The organism is Calderihabitans maritimus (assembly GCF_002207765.1).
Classification (GTDB): Bacteria; Bacillota; KKC1; order Calderihabitantales; family Calderihabitantaceae; genus Calderihabitans; species Calderihabitans maritimus.
Map to the genome: position 1 here is coordinate 1 of NZ_BDGJ01000054.1, position 2,277 is coordinate 2,277.

At 46.9% G+C, this 2,277-nt stretch carries 2 protein-coding genes; both read left to right on the plus strand.

The window, feature by feature from the left end; all coding sequences use genetic code 11:
- Positions 1-61 precede the first annotated feature (61 nt).
- Positions 62-1,594, plus strand: a complete 1,533-nt coding sequence (gene istA, locus KKC1_RS05710; RefSeq protein ID WP_143288686.1) for an IS21 family transposase — start codon at positions 62-64, stop codon at positions 1,592-1,594.
- Positions 1,594-2,277, plus strand: a 684-nt coding sequence (gene istB / locus KKC1_RS05715; protein ID WP_088553530.1) for an IS21-like element helper ATPase IstB, incomplete at its 3' end; no start/stop codon positions are given. The genes istA and istB, both read left to right, overlap by 1 nt.

The window sequence follows — 2,277 nt, forward strand, 5'->3', positions numbered from 1 at the left end:
GTTTAGTGACAAAAAACGAATGAAGGAGTGTTCAAGACCTATGGCAAATAGGAGGGTAGCTATGCGAAACATCAAAGAAATCCTGAAACTTAAATGGGAACAAGGACTTAGTAACCGGAAAATAGCTAGGAGTATTAAAGCCTCTCCCACTACCGTTAAAGATATTCTGGTACGTGCCGAAAAAGCCAACCTTTCCTGGCCGCTCCCCGAAGAACTGGATGATGAGAAACTCGAAGCACTCCTCTATCCGGCCGTCGTAAAGACCAAGGGATGCAGGCCAGAGCCTGACTATGAATACATACACCGGGAGCTTAGAAAAAAAGGAGTCACCCTGCAACTTCTGTGGCTTGAATACAAGGAACAACACCCCGATGGGCTGCAGTATAGCCAATTCTGCTATAAATACCAAAAGTGGCGAGAGAAACTGGATGTCAGCATGCGTCAAACTCATAAAGCCGGTGAAAAAGTTTTTGTTGACTGGGCCGGACAGACCTTTCCCATAGTAAATCCCAAAACTGGCGAAGCCCAAGATACCTTTATCTTTGTCGCCGTACTAGGTGCCAGCAACTACACTTATGCTGAAGCTTTTTTATCCCAGGAGCTCTCGCATTGGATTGCCGCCCACTGTCGGGCCTTTGAATACTTTAACGGCGTACCGGAAATTGTGGTGCCGGATAATTTACGTACCGGGGTCAGTCGTGCCTGTTATTACGAACCCGAGATAAACCCTACATACCAGGAGATGGCTTCCCATTACGGGACGGTAGTAATACCCACCCGCAGCAGAAAACCAAAAGATAAGGCGAAAGTGGAAAACGCCGTCCTGGTTGTAGAGCGCTGGATAATGGCTGCTCTACGTAAGCACACCTTCTTCAGCCTGGATGAACTGAACCGAGCAATCTTTAGTAAACTCGAGGAGTTAAATCAAAAGCCATTTCAAAAGCTTGAGGGTTGTCGTAAGGAGCTTTTTGAAACACTGGACCGCCCGGCACTAAAGCCCTTACCCGCAAAACGGTATGAGTTTGCCGAATGGAAAAAAGTGCGGGTAAACATTGATTCCCATATTGAGTTTGACAAGAACTTTTACAGTGTACCTCACCAGCTGCTAAAAGAACAAGTAGAAGTACGGGCTACTGCCAGTACCGTAGAAATATTTTATAAAGGCCAACGGGTAGCCAGTCACCAGCGAGTTTACGGCAAAGGAAGACATCAAACTGAACCCAAACACCTGCCCCGTGCCCATCAGAAGTACCTGGAGTGGACGCCTTCCAGGCTCATTCACTGGTCAGAGACTATTGGCCCAAACACTGCCGAACTGGTGAAAAAGATTTTAGAGTCACGGCCCCATCCTGAACAGGGCTACCGCTCCTGTTTAGGTATCATGCGCCTCAGTAAGGCCTACCCCAAGGAAAGGATGGAAGCTGCAGCAAAAAGAGCGCTAACTATTGGTGCCACTTCATATCGGAGTTTAAAGTCCATCCTGGAAAAGGGCCTTGATAGATTAGAGCTTACCCCTCCCGTAAACAGCAATACCATTCATCATGAGAATATCCGTGGAGCCGGCTATTACAGCAAGAAGGGAGGGAGCTTCTAATGCTTATCAACCATACTTTAGAGAGACTGAAAAAAATGCGATTAAGCGGCATGGCTGAAGCTTATGAAGCTCAACTTAAACAAAATGACATTAATTCTTTATCCTTTGAAGAACGCTTCAGTCTCCTGGTAGATTACGAATGGACCTTAAGACAGGACAGGCGCCTTCAAAGGCTTTTAAAAAAGGCAAAGTTTAGGATCCCTGCTTGCCCGGAAGATATCGATTACAGGCATCCCCGGGGACTGGACAAGTCTGTGATGCTGCGCCTTGTGGACTGTCACTGGATCCAAAGTCACCAAAACGTCATTATCACCGGGCCTACCGGTGTGGGAAAAACCTACCTTGCTTGCGCTCTGGGCAATGCTGCCTGTCGTAAGGGATACAGCACCCGCTACTTTAGGGTACCCAGGCTCCTTACGGATCTGAAAATGTCTAAAGGGGATGGTACATATTCAAAACTTTTGCATCAGCTTTTGAAACTCGACCTGTTAATTTTGGATGATTGGGGATTAACTCCTTTATCCGCGGATGAAGGACGGGAAATCCTGGAGGTAATTGAAGACCGCAATCATTTAAGTTCCACAATCATTGTCAGCCAGTTGCCCATAAAGCACTGGCATGAGATACTGGGAGACCCTACAGTGGCTGATGCCATTCTAGATCGTTTAGTACATAATGCCCAT

Coding starts and splice junctions, on each gene's coding strand:
- istA (WP_143288686.1), top strand. CDS start 62: ATGCGAAACATCAAAGAAATCCTGAAACTTAAATGGGAACAAGGACTT.